This window comes from Halomonas sp. (assembly GCF_031581305.1).
Lineage (GTDB): Bacteria > Pseudomonadota > Gammaproteobacteria > Pseudomonadales > Halomonadaceae > Halomonas.
In genome coordinates, this window is the sequence record NZ_JAVLBC010000304.1 from 306 (window position 1) to 2,278 (window position 1,973).

A 1,973-nucleotide genomic window follows, 5' to 3' on the forward strand; every position below is an offset into this window, starting at 1 on the left:
GGCACTCCGAATGTCGGCTGTTCGAGGCTTTGTCATGACAAGGGCCTGGCTATTCTCCAGCGTCGACTCATACCTTTTGCGGGGAGTGCCGGGATGATCGATCGGCTCGCAGCCTCTTTGAACTTCCACCAGCAGGCCCTGGGGCTACGCCAGGAGCGCCAGAAGGTGCTGGCCAGCAACATCGCCAATGCGGATACACCGGGCTACAAGGCCCGCGACATGGACTTTGCCGGCGAGCTGCAGAAAGCCGTCAAGCAGGGCAGTAGTGATGGTGGCTTGGCCCTCTCGCGGTCGTCCGCGCGCCATATCGAGGGCCAGGGGGTGCCCGGAGCCTCTCACGAGCTGCTCTATCGGGTGCCTGACCAGCCGAGCCTCGATGGCAACACCGTGGACATGGACCGCGAGCGCACTCAGTTCGCCGACAACTCGGTGCGTTATCAGGCGGCGTTGACCATCCTCAACAGCCGCATACAGGGCCTCAAGAAGGCCATGCAGCCCGAATAACCAAGGAGTGACCGCATGTCGATGTTCTCCATCTTCGCTATCTCCGGCTCGGCCATGAGCGCTCAGTCACAGCGCATGAACGTCACCGCCAGCAACCTGGCCAATGCCGACAGCGTGTCGGGCCCTGACGGTGAGGCATATCGCGCCAAGCAGGTGATGTTCGAGACCCGTGCCCAGTCGCGCGAGGGCGTCGGCGGCGTCGGCGGCGTCGGCGTGCGCGAGGTGGTGGAAGACCCCTCGCCGATGCGCATGGCGTACCGTCCCGAGCATCCGCTGGCCGACGAGGAGGGTTACGTCACCATGCCCAACGTCGACCCAGTGGGCGAGATGGTCAACATGATCTCGGCCTCGCGCTCCTATCAGGCCAACGTCGAGGTAATGAATACCAACAAGCAGCTGATGCTCAAGACGCTGACGCTGGGAGAGGGGTAAGGCCGTGAGCAACACGATCGACAGTAATGCGCTCAATGCCCTTGGCGGCGCCTCCGGTCTGGCGGGCGGCAAGGGCGACAACTCGGCCGAGGCGCTGAGTGAAAACTTCATGACCATGATGATCACCCAGCTGCAGAATCAGGACCCGCTCAAGCCCATGGAGAACCAGGAGATGGTCTCCCAGCTGGCCCAGATCAACACCCTGAGCGGCATCCAGGAACTCAACGAGACGCTTGAGAGCATCGGCTCCCAGATCGATGAGGGACAGGCCCTCGAGGCGGCCGGCCTGATCGGTCAAGGGGTGCTGGTGCCGGGGGATCGGGTGTTGGTGGGGCGTGACGGTGAGGGCAAGGTGAACGCCACGCCCTTCGGCGTCGAACTGGATGAGCCGGCCGACAACGTCACGGCCACCATTACCGACGGCGCGGGACAGGTGGTGCGTCGCTATGACCTCGGCGCCGTGGATGCCGGCGTCTCCTCCTTCCTGTGGGAGGGGGACACCGATCAGGGCAACCTGGCCCAGGATGGGGCCTATCGCGTCAGCGTCGAGGCCACCCGGGGCGATGACGGCCTGCCGGCCTCGACCCTGAACTACGCCCAGGTCAACGCGGTGACGCCCGCCGACGAGAACGGCAGGGTCAGGGTTGACCTGGGTGCCATACATGGCCAGGCCAGCTTGGCAGAGATCAAGCAGATCCTTTGATAACGCATTTCAACAGCGGGGAACCAACGTCATGAGCTTCTCTCAAGCCCTTAGCGGCCTGTCCGCCCAGTCCGAGAACCTCAAGGTGATCGGCAACAATATCTCCAACTCCCAGACCGTCGGCTTCAAGAGTGGCAGCGCAGTCTTTGCCGACGTCTTCGCTGGCGCCAGCAGCAAGGTGGGCCTGGGCACCAGCGTGGCCGCCATTACCCAGGACTTTACTTCGGGGGATCTCGAGAACTCCGGCCGCAACCTGGACCTGGCGGTGGCCGGTGAGGGCTTCTATCGCCTGGAGAGCTCCGGCGGCGAAGCGGTCTTCTCGCGCAACGGCCAG

The 1,973-nt window shown here is 63.9% G+C and carries 4 protein-coding genes; all 4 read left to right on the forward strand.

Annotated features, from left to right (window positions below; genetic code table 11):
• Nucleotides 1-93: 93 nt before the first annotated feature.
• Complete coding sequence (gene flgB, locus RI841_RS16065) at nt 94-504, forward strand: flagellar basal body rod protein FlgB (RefSeq protein WP_310706635.1); 411 nt, start codon at nt 94-96, stop codon at nt 502-504.
• A gap of 15 nt (nt 505-519) precedes the next feature.
• A complete protein-coding gene (gene flgC, locus RI841_RS16070; RefSeq protein WP_310706636.1) occupies nt 520-936 on the forward strand; it encodes a flagellar basal body rod protein FlgC in 417 nt (138 codons plus the stop codon).
• A 4-nt stretch (nt 937-940) separates the two neighbouring features.
• A complete protein-coding gene (locus tag RI841_RS16075; protein WP_310706637.1) occupies nt 941-1,639 on the forward strand; it encodes a flagellar hook assembly protein FlgD in 699 nt (232 codons plus the stop codon).
• Nucleotides 1,640-1,670: 31 nt separating this feature from the next.
• The coding region (locus RI841_RS16080; RefSeq protein WP_310706638.1) for a flagellar hook-basal body complex protein at nt 1,671-1,973 on the forward strand (303 nt) is incomplete at its 3' end.

Coding starts and splice junctions, on each gene's coding strand:
- flgB (WP_310706635.1), top strand. CDS start 94: ATGATCGATCGGCTCGCAGCCTCTTTGAACTTCCACCAGCAGGCCCTG.
- flgC (WP_310706636.1), top strand. CDS start 520: ATGTCGATGTTCTCCATCTTCGCTATCTCCGGCTCGGCCATGAGCGCT.